The sequence below is a fragment of the Bradyrhizobium lablabi genome (genome assembly GCF_900141755.1).
Taxonomy (GTDB): domain Bacteria; phylum Pseudomonadota; class Alphaproteobacteria; order Rhizobiales; family Xanthobacteraceae; genus Bradyrhizobium; species Bradyrhizobium lablabi_A.
Window position 1 is genome coordinate 5,035,646 of the sequence record NZ_LT670844.1, and the last position, 16,527, is coordinate 5,052,172.

General features: G+C 62.3%; 15 protein-coding genes and 1 pseudogene. 13 read left to right on the plus strand and 3 right to left on the minus strand.

From position 1 onward, the window contains the following. The first annotated feature begins 50 nt into the window (after nt 1-50). On the plus strand, nt 51-1,244 hold the full coding sequence (locus B5526_RS23430; protein ID WP_154071409.1) for a hypothetical protein: 1,194 nt from the start codon (nt 51-53) through the stop codon (nt 1,242-1,244). A gap of 173 nt (nt 1,245-1,417) precedes the next feature. Here B5526_RS23430 and B5526_RS23435 read toward each other — a convergent pair whose 3' ends face one another. Next, nucleotides 1,418-1,738, minus strand: coding sequence for a hypothetical protein (locus B5526_RS23435; RefSeq protein ID WP_079545235.1), 321 nt, complete (start codon nt 1,736-1,738; stop codon nt 1,418-1,420). Nucleotides 1,739-1,943: 205 nt separating this feature from the next. Here B5526_RS23435 and B5526_RS23440 point away from each other — a divergent pair, with 205 nt between their 5' ends. Next, a complete protein-coding gene (locus B5526_RS23440) occupies nt 1,944-2,423 on the plus strand; it encodes a hypothetical protein (protein WP_079542082.1) in 480 nt (159 codons plus the stop codon). A gap of 191 nt (nt 2,424-2,614) precedes the next feature. Here B5526_RS23440 and B5526_RS23445 read toward each other — a convergent pair whose 3' ends face one another. Further along, entirely contained in the window at nt 2,615-3,787 is a 1,173-nt protein-coding gene (locus B5526_RS23445) for a YncE family protein (protein ID WP_244562041.1), read from the minus strand. A gap of 215 nt (nt 3,788-4,002) precedes the next feature. Here B5526_RS23445 and B5526_RS23450 point away from each other — a divergent pair, with 215 nt between their 5' ends. From B5526_RS23450 to B5526_RS23465, 4 genes are all read left to right on the plus strand, one after another. Continuing rightward, nucleotides 4,003-4,950 carry a TAXI family TRAP transporter solute-binding subunit gene (locus tag B5526_RS23450; protein ID WP_079542084.1) on the plus strand — a complete coding sequence of 316 codons (948 nt, stop codon included), beginning with the start codon at nt 4,003-4,005 and terminating at the stop codon, nt 4,948-4,950. Nucleotides 4,951-5,180: 230 nt separating this feature from the next. Next, a complete protein-coding gene (locus B5526_RS23455) occupies nt 5,181-7,289 on the plus strand; it encodes a TRAP transporter permease (protein ID WP_079542086.1) in 2,109 nt (702 codons plus the stop codon). Further along, on the plus strand, nt 7,286-7,678 hold the full coding sequence (locus B5526_RS23460; protein ID WP_079545240.1) for a DUF1850 domain-containing protein: 393 nt from the start codon (nt 7,286-7,288) through the stop codon (nt 7,676-7,678). The genes B5526_RS23455 and B5526_RS23460 overlap by 4 nt, the downstream gene beginning before the upstream one ends. 15 nt (nt 7,679-7,693) lie before the next feature. Further along, nucleotides 7,694-8,497 carry an SDR family NAD(P)-dependent oxidoreductase gene (locus B5526_RS23465; RefSeq protein ID WP_079542088.1) on the plus strand — a complete coding sequence of 268 codons (804 nt, stop codon included), beginning with the start codon at nt 7,694-7,696 and terminating at the stop codon, nt 8,495-8,497. Nucleotides 8,498-8,645: 148 nt separating this feature from the next. On the opposite strand, the pseudogene B5526_RS23470 reads toward B5526_RS23465, so the two are convergent. Then, nucleotides 8,646-9,137 (minus strand): annotated as a pseudogene (locus tag B5526_RS23470) (sodium:proton antiporter); the annotation flags it as partial. A 311-nt stretch (nt 9,138-9,448) separates the two neighbouring features. Between B5526_RS23470 and B5526_RS23475 the strand changes: the two are divergent. The 7 genes from B5526_RS23475 to B5526_RS23505 all read left to right on the plus strand — a co-directional run bounded on the left by B5526_RS23475 (nt 9,449) and on the right by B5526_RS23505 (nt 16,440). Beyond that, nucleotides 9,449-10,219 carry a hypothetical protein gene (locus tag B5526_RS23475; RefSeq protein ID WP_079542090.1) on the plus strand — a complete coding sequence of 257 codons (771 nt, stop codon included), beginning with the start codon at nt 9,449-9,451 and terminating at the stop codon, nt 10,217-10,219. Nucleotides 10,220-10,347: 128 nt separating this feature from the next. Then, nucleotides 10,348-11,706, plus strand: coding sequence for a tetratricopeptide repeat protein (locus B5526_RS23480; RefSeq protein ID WP_079542092.1), 1,359 nt, complete (start codon nt 10,348-10,350; stop codon nt 11,704-11,706). Nucleotides 11,707-11,921: 215 nt separating this feature from the next. Beyond that, nucleotides 11,922-13,832: a propionyl-CoA synthetase gene (locus tag B5526_RS23485; RefSeq protein WP_079542095.1), complete on the plus strand. Its 1,911-nt coding sequence runs from the start codon at nt 11,922-11,924 to the stop codon at nt 13,830-13,832. Nucleotides 13,833-14,023: 191 nt separating this feature from the next. Next, nucleotides 14,024-14,290: a hypothetical protein gene (locus B5526_RS23490; protein WP_079542097.1), complete on the plus strand. Its 267-nt coding sequence runs from the start codon at nt 14,024-14,026 to the stop codon at nt 14,288-14,290. A 15-nt stretch (nt 14,291-14,305) separates the two neighbouring features. Next, nucleotides 14,306-14,512 (plus strand): DUF6494 family protein, encoded by a 207-nt coding sequence (locus tag B5526_RS23495; RefSeq protein ID WP_079542100.1) that lies wholly within the window; start codon nt 14,306-14,308, stop codon nt 14,510-14,512. A gap of 191 nt (nt 14,513-14,703) precedes the next feature. Continuing rightward, the gene (locus tag B5526_RS23500) at nt 14,704-14,922 is read left to right on the plus strand and encodes an alkylphosphonate utilization protein (RefSeq protein ID WP_079542102.1); all 219 of its coding nucleotides are present in this window, start codon (nt 14,704-14,706) and stop codon (nt 14,920-14,922) included. 579 nt (nt 14,923-15,501) lie between these two features. Next, nucleotides 15,502-16,440, plus strand: coding sequence for a helix-turn-helix domain-containing protein (locus tag B5526_RS23505; protein ID WP_172842092.1), 939 nt, complete (start codon nt 15,502-15,504; stop codon nt 16,438-16,440). Nucleotides 16,441-16,527 lie beyond the last annotated feature (87 nt).

Here is a 16,527-nt window from a genome sequence, read left to right on the forward strand (position 1 = left end):
GTAACGTTTCGGGGCTGACTTAAGCCATCAGCGCTTGCTAAGAGAATCCCATGCGCCCTCATGCGATTCGATACTTCCCCTATTTCGCGCTCGCGCTGCTCGTGATCGCGCCGCAGGCTCTGGCGACGGACACCACGGTGCTGCCCGCGGCCACCGCGGGAGCGATGGCGCAGGCGGCTTCGCCACCGGCGCTCGCGGAATATCGCCGCAAGCTGAAGGAATACCTCGCGGCGCGCGCGGCGTTCGAGGAGGAGGCCGGCGCCTATTGGAATTCGATCGCCGAGAAACGCCGCGGCCGCAACGCCAAGCGGCGCGAGCACCAGGCGATCGCCCTCGATGATTATGTGCTGACCCAGCCGCCGGTCTATACCGGGCCGAAGCGGCCGGTGAACCCGCAGCCCGAGGCCGAGGAACCGCGCGAGCCCCGCCGCGAGCGCAAATATATTCCCGTGGTCGCCGATCTCCTGAAAGCTGCCGCCGATCATTTCCAGTGGACGCCGCAGCGGCCCACCAGCGAACTCGAATTCAAGCGGGCCTATGCAAGCTTTGCTTCCGCCGCGGGGTTGACGCGCGAGCAGGCGGTGCGGGTCTATGCGTTCGAGACCGGCGGCAATGGCACCCACGCCTCGCAGTCGGGTTTTCACGGAACGCACGCGATCTCGACGGCGATCGGCTACAACCAGCTTCTGACCACCAACACCGTCGAACTGCTCGCCGAGCAGGGGCACGAATTCATAAAGTTGCTGACGGAGCGGGCGGCGGGTCTGTCAGGTGCCGCGCGGCAAAACATGGAGCACAAGATCGCGGTGCTGAAAAAAATGGTGGCACTGGCGCGTTCGGTGCCGGACGAGTGGGCGCAGCACGAAAGGATCGGCGATACGCCGCAGGGCTGGGCGCTGCATGCGATGGTGCTCGATATCGACGTCGGGCCGATGTTGCAGACCCACAAGCTCCTGACCTCGGTGATCTTCGCGCGCGCCAAGGGGTATATGCGCCCGCTCTCCGCCGCTGAACTGGAGATGATGAACCTGACCGGCGACGGCACCGGGCTCGACATGGTGACGATGCCGCTAGCGATGCGCGAGCAGGTCCCAACCTCGAATTTCTTCCAGCGCGGCGGCTACGAACGCAACCCGGTGGCGATCCACCACAACTCAGTTGCAAAACTGTTGGCGGTGACCGACTCAAGGATGGACTCGATGAGCAACCTGCCGGGCGCCAAGGAATTAGCGGCGGCGTTTTAGCTTTCGCTGCAACCAAAGCCGTCATGCCCCGCGAAGGCGGGGCATCCAGTAATCGGCTACGTCGGAATAAGACCTCGGGCGGCGCTGCGTACTGGATCATCCGCTGGAGCCTGTCATCGGGCTCGCCGGAGGCGAGACCCGGTGGCGGATGATGACACCGAAAATAGCCCCCTCTAATTCGGCCCGAACATGAACTTGCCGTCGCCCTCGAGGAACGGGCCGGTGCGCATGTAGAGCTGGCCGTTCTGGCCGATGAAGAACAGCGTGCCCTTGGGCACCTTCTTGGCGCCCTTCAAGAGCAGGCCGGCATTGTTGGTGCCCATCTTGTAGGAAAACGTCTTGCCTTCCTTGTCGTAGCCATAGCCCAGGTCCGGCTTCAGCTCCCACGGCGTCGGTGCTGCGGCTTGCGCGAAGGCCGAAGTCGCCGGCGCACCGATGGCGGTCGCCATCAAAAGGCTGGCCATCAAAAGAATCTTGCTCGAAAATCTCGTCATCATCCATCCCCGCTAAAAATTGGTCGTCCCGTTTTGAACAAATCACGAACGTCATTGCCGCGTCAATATGACGATCCCCATTCACGCATTCCGCCGCAGCGCACACGATGTGAGACTTTGTGATTTCCCGCATGCCGGTTGGCGACTATGTTCCACTTTCAGTCTAGAAGCGGTGTCGACAAAATAGGTTAGGGGGATGATTCGGATGAACCAGGTTATGAAAATTTGTTTGGGCGTCGCGTTGTCGTTCGCGGCGCTGGTTCCTGCGGCCCAGGCGGACGAATTCAAGCTCTCCAACAACCAGAGAATTTCCTGCAGCCGCGGCCTTGCCGCCGGAAAACTCAACACCGCGACCTGCAAGTCATACGCTTATTTGTTCAACGTCAAGACCTCGGAATATTTCCGCTGCCAGGTCTCGCTGGCGCTGACGCGGGACAACAAGGAAGTGATCAACGTCCAGACCGATGGCGGCTGCAGCAAAAGACCGCGCATCTTCGAGACCGATTCCAATTACCAATTCGACGCCACCGAAACCGAGCCGCCGAACACCAATTCGTTTTTCGGTCCCGGCGGCTATTCGGTGTGGGCAGCCGACTCTACCGCGCAAAAAGTCCGCGGCTGCATCACCATCTCCTCCGGCCTCGGCTCCGACATCTCGAAATGCCTGGATATGACGTTTAATTGATTGCTCTGGCCGAATTGAAGTCTGATTCGGGTTTTCGTCATGGCCGGGCTCGTCCCGGCCATCCACGTCTTTCTTGCTAGTTGCAGCAAAGACGTGGATACCCGGCACAAGGCCGGGCATGACGACCCGATTACGAAAACCTCATTCCCTTGGCTGTTTCTTGAGTTGGTCTGAGGCTCCGTTCGTCTCGTTCAATGCCCCATGCGCGCGGAGGCCGGATGGCCCGGCACCTTGAATCGCTTGCCGGTGTCGGTGACCTTGCCGCCGTCGACTTTCAGGATCGAGAAATCCTCTGTCATGAAATTGCCGGCGAGGATGTACTTGCCGTCAGGCGTGAACAACACCGCCTCCGGCAATCCGCCGAGTTCGATATCCTCCGTCTTGGTCACTTTCTTGCCGTCGATTTTCAAGATCGAGAGGCTGCCGTTCTTCTGGTAGAAGAAGGCTTTCTTCATGTTGGAGCCGCGCAGGATGGCTGAGACCGCGAGATCGCCGTTCGGCGACATCGCCATTCCTTCCGGGCCGTCGCCGACCACCACGCGGTCGATGATGCGCGGCGGGTTGGCCTCGAGATCGATCACGCTCACCGTATCGACGCTGCCGTCCGACGAGCCGGCACCGCCATTGTCGTTGGTCAGCCCAAGACGGCTGTCGGGCGTCACCACGACATTGTAGGGCCACTGCCCGGTCGGCAAATCGATCTTGCTGTAGGTCACCTTGTCGCCCGCGACATCGAGCAGCGATACCTTGTGCGCGGGGAATCGCACCGCCAGCGCCCGCTTGCCGTCGGGCGTGAACAGGACGTGCGCGACGCTGTCCGGGAATGTCAGCGTGTCGGTGACCTTGACGTCGGTGCCATCGAGCGAGAGTACGCTGACCGTGTTGTCGCCACGATTGGCGACCAGCGCCATCTTGCCGGAGGGAGAGATGCTCAGGCCCGAGGGCTGCTTGCCGACGGTGACGGTTGCCGCCAGTTTGGGCGGGCTCGCCTTGAGGTCGATGACATAGAGCTTGTTGTCCGGCACCTGTTTCAGCGCATCGCCGTCTTTAACGACATCGACCGAATCCGCCACCAGCGCGACCGAGCCCGTTGGGTCGATGTCGAGGTTGACCGGCGGTCCGACGATCGAATTCTTCAGGGGCAGGCTAACGACGGTCTTGGGGTCTTCGGGATTGGCAAGATCGACGATCAGGACCTGGTCCTTGCCGGGCGCCGACAGGATGGTCTTTCCGTCATCGTCCCACCAGACTTTCTCATCAAGGCCGACGATCATGAACGGCTTTGCCTGCACGGATTGGAGGCTCGAGCCGCAGAGCAGGATGGCTGCTGCCAGGGACAATTTAGCTGCGCGATTAACAGGCATTGTGGCGTTCTCCCGGATTGAACCCGCCACTGATGGCCGGGTTCGCGATTTTCAGATTACGCGGGCGGCCGCGTTGTTGCCAGAGCGAACGGCGGCCGCGTCGGGGTGATCCGAGACGCTTATGCAACCGCAACCCTGCCTTTGGCCGGAGAGGGTTGACCCCGGGCTTTGGTCCGTCCAATTTCAGGGGAATATTTTTCAAGGGGATATTTTTCATGTTTTCAAGATTGACGGCCGTTGCCGTTGCGGTGGTGGCCGTGCTGTCAGCGCCTGCGACCCGGGCGCAAGCCTTCATCAACGTGCTGACCGGCGGCACCTCCGGCGTCTATTATCCGCTCGGCGTCGCGATCGGAAAAATCTACTCTGACCAGATTCCGAACGTGAGGACGCAGGTGCAGGCCACCAAGGCGTCGGTGGAAAATCTCAATATGCTGCAGCAGGGCCGCGGCGAGATCGCGTTTGCGCTGGGCGATGCGCTGAAAGCCGCCTGGGAAGGCGACGAAGACGCCGGCTTCAAGTCAAAACTCAAGCGGTTGCGCACCATCGGCGCGATCTATCCGAACTATATCCAGATCGTCGCCACATCCGACAGCGGCATCCGGACGCTCGCCGATCTCAGGGGCAAGAGCCTCTCGGTTGGCGCGCCAAAATCGGGCACCGAACTCAATACGCGCGCAATCCTTGCCGCCGCGGGCTTGAGTTACAAGGATCTCGGCAAGGTCGAATATCTCCCGTTCGCCGAATCCATCGACCTGATGAAAAATCGCCAGTTGGACGCGACGCTGCAATCCGCCGGCCTCGGGGTGGCCTCGCTGAAGGATCTGAGCACCTCGGTCGACATCACCCTGGTGTCGGTGCCGAAGGAGGTGGTCGACAGGGTCGGGCCGCCCTTCGTGGCCGAGACTATCCCGGCCAATACCTATTCCGGCCAGGACAAGGACGTTCCGACCGCGGCCATCATCAATTATCTGGTGACCAGTTCCGCCGTCTCCGACGACCTCGCCTATAAGATGACCCGGCTGATCTTCGAGTCGCTGCCGGAGCTGGCCAACGCCCACGCCGCCGGCAAGGAGATCAAACTTGCGACCGCGGCTGCGGGCGGTCCGGTGCCGCTGCACCCCGGCGCGATCCGTTATTACAGGGAAAAAGGTCTGATTAAGTAGGGGCTAATTAATTTGGAGTGTCATGGCCGGGGCAAAAGCGCAAAGCGCGTCTTCACGCCGATGCCCCGGCCATCCATCTTTTTGAGTAAAACTTGATTTTTTGATGGATGCGCGGGCATAGGCGAGCGGAAGCGACGCCGTCCTTCGGACGACTATGCCCGCGCATGACGAATTGAGGCCGGTGCGCGAGAGATAATAAGCGCCGCTCGATACGGGCGCGGGGGACAAGAATGCTGCAGGCTGAGGGCACCGAGGCGGCCGCGAACGTCAAATTCGATCATTTCGAGCACGGCTTCCCGGCAGGCTTTGGCCCCGGCGGCTGGGGAAAGTTGGCCTATGCGGTCGGCATCGCCTTTGCTTCCTTCCAACTCTATGTCGCGGCCTTCAACTATCTGCCGAGCCAGGTGGTGCGCGGCGTTCACGTCGGCTTCCTGATCCTGATGACGTTTGGGCTCTCCGGCAACTTCACCGCCAAAGGCAATACCGGCCGTGCCGCCGGCTGGCTGATCGGCGGCGCCGGATTTTTGTGCGGACTCTATCAGTGGATCTTCTACGCCGACCTGATCGCGCACGACGGCGATCCGACCCGGCTCGATCTCGTGGTCGGCACCTTGCTCGCGGCCCTGATCTTCGAGGGCACGCGGCGGCTGATGGGCCTTGCGCTGCCCTTGATGTGCGGCGCCTGCATTCTCTACTGGTTCTTCGGCCAGCATCTGCCGGCGCCGTTCAACCATCGCGGCTATGATTTCGATCAAATCATCACCCATTTGTCCTACGGCACCGAAGGCTTTTATGGCGTGCCGATCTATGTCTCGGCAACCTACATCTTCCTGTTCATCCTGTTCGGCTCGTTTCTCGAACATGCCGGGATGATCCAATTGTTCACCGATGTCTCGCTCGGCCTGTTCGGCCGCACCCGCGGCGGACCTGCCAAGGTCGCGGTGTTCGCATCGGGCCTGATGGGAACGATCTCGGGCTCCGGCATCGCCAATGTCGTCACCGTCGGCCAGTTCACCATCCCCCTGATGATCAAGTTCGGCTATCGCCGCGCCTTTGCCGCCGGCGTCGAGGCCACCGCCTCGATGGGCGGACAGATCATGCCGCCGGTGATGGGCGCGGTCGCCTTCATCATGGCGGAGACGCTCGGCGTCGACTTTTCCGTCATCGTCAAGGCCGCGTTGATCCCGGCGACGTTGTATTTTGCTTCCGCGTTCTGGATGGTGCACCTCGAAGCCGGCAAGCATGGCCTTACCGGCATGAAGCGCTCGGAAATCCCGAGCGCCTGGAAGGCGCTGGTGGCGCGCTGGTACCTGGTGTTGCCGCTGGCGGCCCTGGTCTACATGCTGTTCCAGGGCTTTACGCCGCTTTACGCCGGCAGCATCGGATTGGCGCTGACCGTGGCGCTGATCCTCGGCGCCAGCATCACGCTCGGTCTTTCCGAAACTGGGCTGCGATATGGGTTCTGGATTGGGCTCGCGCTCGTGGTCGCCGCGGTGTCGCGCAACGGGCTCGAGATCGTGCCGGTAGCGGGCGTGGTCGGCGTGCTCATCGCGATCGCGGCGTTTTCGCGCCGCGGCCGGGCGAGCCTCGTGGCCTGCCGCGATTCGCTTGCCGACAGCGCCAAATCGGCGCTGACCGTCGGCATGGCCTGCGCCATTGTCGGCTCCATCATCGGCATGCTGACGCAGACCGGCGTCGGGACCCTGTTCGGCGGCTGGGTCATCGGCCTCGGCGCCAAAAGCCTGTTCCTGGCGCTGGTCATGACCATGCTGCTGTCGATCCTGCTCGGCACCGGCATCCCGACCATTCCGACCTACATCATCACCGCCGCTCTTGCCGCGCCGGCACTTGCAAAACTCGGCGTGCCCCTGATCGTCAGCCATATGTTTGCGTTCTACTACGGCATCATGGCCGATCTCTCGCCGCCGGTAGCGCTGGCGGCGCTGGCGGCCGCACCCATTGCGAGGGAAAGCCCCGACAAGATCGGCTGGGAGGCGATGCGCATCGCGCTCGCCGGCTATGTCATTCCGTTCGTCTTCGTCTATTCGCCGGCCTTGATGCTGCAGGCCGGCGATCCCATGGCCGCGCAACTCGGATTCTACGGCGCCGTGGCGCTCGCGACCTTCAAGGCGCTGGTTGCGATCGGGTTGTTCGGCATGATGGCGATCGGATTTCTGTTTGCGAAGATGTCGCTGGCCGAACGCGGCGTTGCCTTGATCGCGGCGCTTTGTTTGCTTGGCGATTTTCGCTTCAGCGATACGGTCGGCTTCGCGCTGACGGTTGTGATCGTGCTGTGGCAATGGCGGCAGCGCCCGCGTGCCGCGGTGGTGACCGCGTGAGCCTGTGCCTCACTTACCTGGGCGTCGTGAAGACGCTATCGATCGCGGCTTTCACGCTGGCCTGGACCCATTCGATCGAAAAGACCGATTGGCAGGAAGACTGGCGCGTCACGCCAAAAGGATTGGAATTGGTGCAGGCGAGGGTGAAGGGTTTTGGCGCCGGAATGGAGCCGCCGCCGGAGGCGCGGCTTGTCGATGGCTGGTTTCAGTGGAGACCTGCGCGCGCGGCAATGCCGGAACTGGTGCTGGCCAATTCCGGCGCGGCGGGCGAATGGCGGCTATGCAGCGAGGGGCATTGCCGGACGCTGTCGGAGATCTTTGGACATCGGGTCGCGGCAAATGTCATAAAGATGAGCGCATGCAATCCCCCTTACGACAACAAATCATAAAACAGGGAGAAGTCGATGGAACGGCTCAAGGGCAAGACAGCGATGGTGGTCGGCGCCGGCTCGATCGGGCCGGGCTGGGGCAATGGCAAGGCGACCGCGGTAACCTTTGCGCGCGAGGGCGCGCAGGTGTTTTGCGTCGATCGCAATGAGGCCGCCGCAAGGGAGACGGTTGCGATCATCGCTTCCGAAGGCGGCAAGGCGACCGCCTTCACGGCCGACGTGTCCCGCGCCGCCGATATCGAGGCGATGGTCGCCTCATGCCTGAAAACCTATGGCCGCATCGACGTGCTCGACAACAATGTCGGCATCGCCGAGATGGGCAGCGTGGTCGAGGTGTCGGAAGCCGATTGGGACCGGGTATTTTCGGTCAATCTGAAAAGCGCGTACCTTTCCATGAAGCACGTCATTCCGGTGATGGCGCGGCAGGGCGGCGGCTCGATCATCAATATCTCGTCGATCGCCTCGATCCGCCATCTCGGCATTTCCTATGTCAGCTATGGCACGACCAAAGCCGCGATGAACCAGATGACCCGCACCACGGCGGTCGAATTCGCCGCAAAACATATTCGCGTCAACGCGATCCTGCCCGGACTGATGAAGACCCCGATGGTCGAGCACTCCGCGGGGCTGGCCGCGAGCTACGCCAAGGGCGACGTCGAGGCGATGTGGCGCGCGCGCGACGCGCAGGTGCCGATGGGCCATATGGGCGACGCCTGGGACGTCGCCAACGCCGCTTTGTTCCTCGCCTCCGATGAATCGAAATACATCACCGGCATCGAGCTCGTCGTCGATGGCGGCGTCACGCTGAAGGCGGGTTAGCTCTCTCCCCTCATGGCGAGGAGGTGCTCTCGCGCCGTCTCGAACCATGAGGCCCGTGGCCCATCCTTCGAGACGCCGCGCCAACGCGCGGCTCCTCAGGATGAGGGAAGCGTCTGTGGCGACTCAAATGCTTTCGCAACGACGACGACTATCCCTGCGCGCTCAGTTCGGCGCGATCGAACTCTTCCTCGAGCTGATGGAAGGCGTCGTCGCCGATCGTTTCCGGCTCGCGCTGCGCGATGATTGCCCGCCGCGCGGCGGCGATCGCGCGCCGCCGCAGCGGGTCCGCCGGCAATTCCCCGGTCGGGACCGCGCCATCGGGATCGGTTTTCGCGCGCATCAGCAGCGCGCGGTATTCGAGCCGGAGAATCTCGGCTTCTTCCGACGGGTCGCCGTCGATTTCCTCCAGCGCCGCGCGATAGGCGGCGGCGCGGGCGCGTCCGACTTCGATGGTGACCGGATTGTCGTCCTTCAACTGCAGCGCGGTGATCAAGGGCCGCAGCGTCAGGCCCTGAATCACCAGCGATCCCAGCACCACGGCGAATGCCGTCCACAGAATGAGATCGCGATAGGGAAAACCCTCGGGCAATGCGAACGCCGCCGCCAGCGTGACGATGCCGCGCATGCCGCACCACGCAAGGTACCCTACCCGACGTTCCTCGCGCTTGGCGGCATGCTGCTCGCCTTCGCGCCGTCAGGTCCGTCCTGGACCTTGGAGCCCGATGATCCGCCGGGCCAGCGCCGACAGCAGCACCGCGCCGAGCAACAAGCCGATCAGCCATTCAAATGTCGTCAAATCCTGCATCCCGTGGGGGCTCGATATCGGATCAATTCTAGCATTAAAGCGCGTATGTCGATGGTGGCGCAAATCTCACGGCAGTGCCGATCGGAACTCACCTGGTCTTGCAATATCCGCTCCGATATGAAAGGCGATGCGCTGGAAGAAAATCGATGCAAAATATCTTCACCATCCTGATCCGGAACGCCGTGCTCGCCTCGCTGGTGTGGACGACGCTGCCGCAATCCGCCGGCGCGACCGGCGCCGAGCCCACCACCGACCCGCTGGTCGATCCGGCGCCGTGCCAAGCCGCCGCCACGGCGAAGGATGATGACAAGATCATCGCCATCTGCGGCGCGCTGATCGACAACGAAAAAACCTTGAAGATCGACCGCGTCAGGGCGCTGATCGCGCGTGGCGGCGCTTATGACCGCAAGGATCAGATCGACCGCGCCATCGGCGACTACGACACGGCGCTGCGGCTCGATCCCACGCTTGCCGATATCTTCAACACGCGCGGCGAACTCTGGTACCGCAAGGCCGACCGGCCCAAGGCGCTGGCCGATTTCGGCGCCGCCCTGAAACTCAATCCGCAGCACGAGGCGGCGCGCGCCAACTACAAGTCGCTGGCGCTGGAACTGGAGCGGCTCGGTGCGCAGATGGCGGTCAACAACACGCCGAGCTTCAATTGCGCAACTGCCAGACGCGCGGTCGAGAAGGCGATCTGCGCCGATCCGGAGCTTGCCAAGCTCGACCGCGGTATCCATACCGTGAATATCTGGGTGGTCCGCGAAGCGAAAACTCCGCGCCTCCGTCGTGCCATACAGCGCGAACAGGACGCTTTTCTCGCCCGCCGCAATGCCTTATTCGGCCGGCCGGACTACGACCTGCGCAAGGCCATGAAGCAGCGGTTCGAAAGTCTGGTGGGCGTCGACGGGTATTAGACCGCGACAGCTGCGGGAACGGCAGCGTCCCGGCAAACGGCCCGCTTTCGAACCTCGGGGAATGCCGCGGCGACAAAGCCTCTAGGCGCGGGATTGCCGCGAAGCACGCCAGTATTTTGAGAGCCGTCATGCGATCATTTGTTTCGCCGTTTGCCGCAAGCGCGGCCTTTGCCATCATTGTCCTGTCTTCCAGCGCCGCCAGCGCTGAAACCGCCGCCGAGCCGCCGGTCATTTGCGCCGCGCTAACGGTTGCGGCGCCTGCAAAACTGATCGCAAGCTGCAGCGCGCTGATCGACAATCCGGCGACGCCGGAGGCCGACCGTCTCGATGCCATGGTCACCCGTGCCGCCGCGCTCCATGGCAACGGCCAGACCGACAAGGCATTGGCCGAGATCGACGCGGTCATTGCCAGGGATCCCAACCGGGCGCGGGCCTTTCGCGCCCGCGGCGAAATCCTTCGCACCAGCGGCAAGAAGGAGGCGGCATTCGAATCGCTCAACCAGGCCATCAGGCTTGAGCCGGACAATGCCAATGGCTACGAAAGCCGCGGCAATGTTTTCAACAATGCCGGCAAGTACGATCGCGCCATCCAAGACTATGATGAGGCGCTGCGGCTGAAGCCCGATTTCGCGCAGGCGTTTTCGGACCGCGGCGCCGCCTGGTATTTCAAGGGCGAGTATCAGAAGGCGATCGCCGATTACGATGAAGCGATCCGTCTCGAACCGAACCGGGCGCGGAGCTACACCAACCGCGGCGCGGCCTACAAAAAGCTTGGCCGCATCGAACGCGCGCTCGACGATGAAACCGCGGCGATCCGGATCGATCCGTCGCAGCCGGAATTCTTTGACAATCGCGGGCTGAGCCTCGCCGGCAATGGCGACTACAAGCAGGCGATCGTCGATTACAACGAAGCGATAAAAATCCGTCCCGAGGCGAAATTCCTGACCAACCGCGGCGACGCGTATCAGGCAATCAAGGACTATGACCGCGCGATCGCGGATTACGATGCGGCTGTGAGACTGGATTCGACGTTTCAGCGCGCTTACAACAACCGCGGCGCGGCATGGCGCGGGAAGGGCGACCGCGCCCGCGCGATGCAGGATTACGCCGAGGCGGTCCGCCTCAATCCCTCGGACAAAACCGCCGCCGAGAACTACCAGCAGATCGCGCTCGAAGTCGAACGGCTGGGCGCGCTGACCACCCAGACAAATTTGCCGAGTTTCAATTGCGCCACCGCCAAGCGTCCGGTGGAAAAGGCGATTTGCGCCGATCCCGGCCTCGCCCGGCTCGACCGCGACATCAACGACGTATTTTTGAGGGCGATCGCGAGCGCGGAAGCCGACAGCCATCGCGCGGCGCTGGCGCTGACCCAGCAGCAGCGCGATTTTATCGAGAAGCGCAACGCGTCTTTCGGCCGCCATAGCTATGACCTGCGCCAGGCCATGGCGGAGCGGCTGGAAAAGCTCAATACCATCGCCCGGCCGTAGGGTTTGGCCGAACGGCGAAGCTGTTTCCGGCTTGATCTCCCGCCGCTTCCCGTGACAATGGCGGTTAGCAAGTCGATGGCCGACCAGCGCCGTCATGCCCGGCCTCGTCCCGGCCATCCACGTCTTTCTTGCCTCGAGGCGTGAAGACGTGGATGGCCGGGACAAGCCCGGCCAAGACGGATAAAGGGTGCCGACTCGACGGCCGGGAGGGCGCCATGAACATCCGGAGCAATAGCCGCTATCACGAGGTCCACGCACGCTCGCTGCGGGATCCCGAGGGCTTTTGGGCCGAGGCGGCGCGCGAGATCGACTGGATCGAGCCGGCAAAGAAGATCTTCGATCCCACCACGGGGCCTTACGGCCGCTGGTTCACCGGCGGGGTGGTCAACACCTGCTACAACGCGCTTGACCGCCATGTCGCGGGTGGGCGGGCTGATCAGGTGGCGCTGATCCACGATTCGCCGCTCACGGGCCGCGTGACCAAATTTACCTATGCCGAGCTGTTGCATGACGTGAAAACGCTCGCCGCCGTGATGGCCGATTTCGGCGTGACAAAGGGCGACCGCGTCATCCTCTATATGCCGATGGTGCCGGAAGCCGTCATCGCGATGCTGGCCTGCGCGCGGATCGGCGCGGTGCACTCGGTGGTATTCGGTGGTTTTGCCGCGAAGGAGCTGGCGACCCGGATCGAAGATGCAAAGCCAAAACTGATATTCTCGGCGAGTTGCGGGCTCGAGCCCGGCCGTATCGTGCAATACAAGCCGCTGTTGGATGAGGCCATAAAACTTTCCAGCTTCAAGCCGCAAGCCTGCATCGTCTTGCAGCGGCCGCAGCAATCATGCGAACTCGTCGCCGGACGCGATCACGACTGGGAAGAGTTGCGCGCTCAGGCCATGGCGGCGAAAAAATCCGCCGATTGCGTGCCGGTACTCGCCACCGATCCGCTCTATATCCTCTACACCTCCGGCACCACGGGCATCCCGAAAGGTGTCGTCCGCGACAATGGTGGGCATCTGGTCGCCCTGAAGTGGTCGATGTTCAATCTCTACGGCGTCAAGCCCGGCGAGGTCTGGTGGTGCGGCTCCGACATCGGCTGGGTGGTCGGGCATTGCTACATCGTCTACGCACCGCTGTTTCACGGCGCGACCTCGATCATGTATGAGGGCAAACCGGTCGGCACGCCGGATGCCGGCGCCTTCTGGCGCGTCATCTCCGAACACAACGCGGTTGCCTTCTTCACCGCGCCGACCGCGTTCCGCGCCATCAAGAAGGAAGACCCGGACGGAAAGTTCATCCGGCAATACGATTTGTCAAAATTCCGCACGCTGTTTCTGGCCGGCGAGCGCGCCGATCCACCGACGGTGGAATGGGCGGAGCAGCAATTGAAGGTGCCGGTGATCGACCATTGGTGGCAGACCGAAACCGGCTGGTGCATCGCCGGCAATCCGGTGGGCCTGGGCATGCTGCCGGTGAAGCACGGCTCGCCGACGGTGCCGATGCCGGGCTATCAGGTCGACGTGGTCGATGAAGCCTCAAAGCCCGTGCCTGCGGGCACCATGGGCTCGATCGTGATCAAGTTGCCGATGCCGCCGGCCTGTCTGCCGACGCTGTGGCAGCAGGACGATCGCTTTCGGGAAGCCTACCTCACCGAATTCCCCGGCTATTACAAAACCTCCGACGCCGGCTACAAGGACGAGGACGGCTATGTCTTCGTGATGGGCCGCACCGACGACATCATCAACGTCGCCGGGCATAGACTCTCCACCGGCGGAATGGAGGAGATTTTGGCATCCCACCCCGACGTCGCCGAATGCGCGGTGCTCGGGATCAAGGATGCGATCAAGGGCGAGGTGCCCTGCGGCTTCCTGGTGCTCAAGGCCGGCGTGACCAAGAACCATGCCGAGATCGAAAAGGAGATCGTGGCGCTGGTGCGCGAAAAACTCGGCCCCGTCGCCGCCTTCAAGCTCGCGATCACGGTGGCACGGCTGCCGAAGACGCGCTCGGGAAAGATCTTGCGCGGCACCATCAAGAAGATCGCCGACGGCGAGGAATGGACGATGCCCGCGACGATCGAGGATCCAAAGGTGCTGGATGAAATCGGCGTTGCGTTGAGGGGACGGGTGTGACCCGAGGCCCCGTCATTGCGAGCAAAGCGAAGCAATCCATCTTACCGCGTAAAGAATGGATTGCTTCGTCGCAAGCGCTCCTCGCAATGACGACGGAGGGTTTATTGCGTCCCCGATCAAGCAATTTGCCTTTATTTCGATGGATTGCCGGGTCAAGCCCGGCAATGACGAAAATTGGACCGAGGTAAGGCATGCGACGCAAATCTGCACGACTTCTCATTCTGCTGCTTCTCGCACCTCTGCTCGCCGGCTGCCTTGAGCGCGGACAGCCGACCATGGTCAATGCCGGTGGCGACGACGATGACGCGTTCTGCCGCGCCAGCAATGCGGTCGGCTCGCCGGAATATGTCGCCTGTCGCAAGGATCGCGACGTTCAACGCAACAACGCCAACGCCCGCGCCGACCGCCGCCAGCGCGATCTCGGCGACTACATGCTGAACCATCCGGACCATCCGTAACACCAGGGGGCCGCCATGAACGAAGACGTTTTCAATACCAGTCTGCGCAGATTTTTGAAAAAAGTCGGCATCACCTCGCAGCGCGAGATCGAGATGGCGGTGCGCGACGCGATAAAAGCCGGCCGTCTCAAGGGCAACGAAAAACTCCCGGCCAAAATGGTTTTGACCGTCGGCGGCGTCAGCCTGACGTACGAGATCACCGACGAGATCGAATTGGGATAGGAAGGCCCGCCCCATACGAAACTGTCATCGTCCGCGAAGGCGGACGATCCAGTATTCCAGAGCAGTTGCGATGGAGCCGCGAAGTCGCGGCGTACTGGATACCCCGCATGCGCGGGGTATGACGACCAGTGTTGGAACGGCAGCGTGCTTTAGCAAGAGGCGCTCCACATTTCACACAAAGGGACCACACCATGGACATCAAGGTCAGGGATTCAAACGGCGCGCTGCTCGCCGAGGGCGACAGCGTCACGCTGATCAAGGATTTGAAGCTGAAGGGCTCGTCCACCGTGCTCAAGCGCGGCACCGTGATCAGGAACATTCATCTCACCGACAACGAGGACGAGATCGAAGGCCGCACCGACAAGGTCAAGGGCCTGGTGCTGCGCACGGAGTTCTTGAAGAAAGCGTGAGGGGTGCGACAGCCATTTACACGCGGACGGGGTTTGTTCGGCAGCATCGGTTTGATGGCGGGTCCATTCATAATCGCTGAGCTCGTAGCGGATGATTCGAGGCTCCAGTTCGGAGCTTGAATCACGTCCACAGCCGTACCATCAACCGCAGCGGCCGGTCGCGGAGCCGCTCATGTTCCGAAATTACTTCCGCTTTCGAGGCATAGCGGACACGGCCGGACTTCCTGCTGGCTCGACCCGGTCGCGAATGACCCATCTCGGACATTGGCTCAAAGAACTGACGGACGTCGATTAGCGATGCAATACCGATACGATCCAGCGTATCCACGTGATGTCGCGCCGCCCCGGCCAGGGAAGGCGTTTTACCGAGCGATCCCTGCCGGTTCTCCGGTCGATGCGGTCCGCTTGGCAGGAATTTCGGATGATGCGGCGCTGCCTCGTGGCGAAATGTTGCAACGGTAATAATGGCGGCCAGAAAAAGCCACGGACAACTTCTAAATGCGCGCTTAACACCGAATGAGGCGTCGCGCTGGCTTAGGCGGCCCTTTCTGGCTCTTGCAGCAGGGTGGAGCTTTCCTCATGGTAACCGGACCACCTATCGGGCTTTCCCAACTGGAGCCGCAGCCACCCAAATGGGGCGGCGAACACATCGTTCCCGACGGCTTTTCGAGGAGCATCCGGCCGTCCGCCGCCGTTGCCGACCTCGTCGAGGCGATCTGGGATTGGGACATTCCCGACCGCGATGCGGCGACCGCCTTTACGATCAAGGTGCCGCCGAGCACCGCGCCGTATTTCGTCGTTCAATACCGCACGCTGACGCATTGCAGATGGCAACTCGGCGGCGACAGCTGTGATCACAAAAACTACGGCCATGTGCTGACCCAGACCCAGAGCGGGACCTTTGCGATCAGTCCGCGCGGCCCACTCGGTGTCATCACCGTCCGGCTCAAGCCCGAGGGCGCCGCCCGGTTGGCGCGGGCGTCCATGCACGAGCTCATGAACGTCAAGATCGGACTGCGCAACATCTTTAGGGATCACGATATCGCCCTGCTGGAGGAAAGGGTAATGGAGTCCGGCAGCAGCAGCGAACGGATCGCCTGCGTCGAACGTTTTCTCTTTCAGAATCTGCGTCAGGATCGCGAAGATCCGGTTTTTTCCCGCGCTTCCTCGTGGCTGCGTCGCAATCCGGGCCTGCGCGTACGAAAACTCGCCTCGCTATTGGATGTCAGCGAGCGGCAGCTGTCGCGCGGCTTCCGCGCGACATACGGGACCAGCCCTAAACAATATGCGCGACTAGCGCGGATCGAAAAGGTTGTCGCCGCGCGGAAAAGCGGTCTGGGTTGGGCAGATGTCGCATATGCCTGCGGCTTTGTTGATCAGGCGCACCTGATCCATGATTTCGCGACGATCGTGGGCGGAACTCCGGCGGAGTTCTTCGGTACGACACTGCGGTGGGGATTACGCGGCACGGAAGCGGCGCCGGGCATGGCCGATTCTTACAATCCATTTATCGTCTAGATTGCTAACAGAATCTTATTGGCGTCGACCGCAGCGCGGCGGGACGCCAGCCGGCCCTGTGTTGGCGGAGCTCCGCTGATCCACCGC